The following is a 242-nucleotide window of genomic DNA, read 5'->3' as shown; positions in this document are numbered from 1 at the left end:
TGTAAATTTGAATGTTCAGTTAAAATATCATCCATTAAGTGCTAAACCAGATGATAAAGCAGGAGAGACAGGCCTTGGGTGGAATTTGCTAGCAGGTGGAACAATTACAAGGACTGTAAGAGGTGGCACAGATGAAAGAATATCGTCAACATTAATGTCTAATCATCCCACATTAAAATATGGAATATATATGCATGATAGAAATCCAACATATAAGTTATTTAATAATATCCCAGGATTTG

At 33.9% G+C, this 242-nt stretch carries 1 protein-coding gene; it reads left to right on the top strand.

From position 1 onward, the window contains the following. Positions 1–7: 7 nt before the first annotated feature. A partial coding sequence (locus AB671_RS21250; protein ID WP_157444291.1) for a hypothetical protein occupies positions 8–242 on the top strand: 235 nt, incomplete at its 3' end.

This window comes from Chryseobacterium sp. BGARF1 (genome assembly GCF_001677955.1).
GTDB lineage: Bacteria > Bacteroidota > Bacteroidia > Flavobacteriales > Weeksellaceae > Chryseobacterium.
This window is presented reverse-complemented; position numbering and strand designations above follow the sequence as displayed.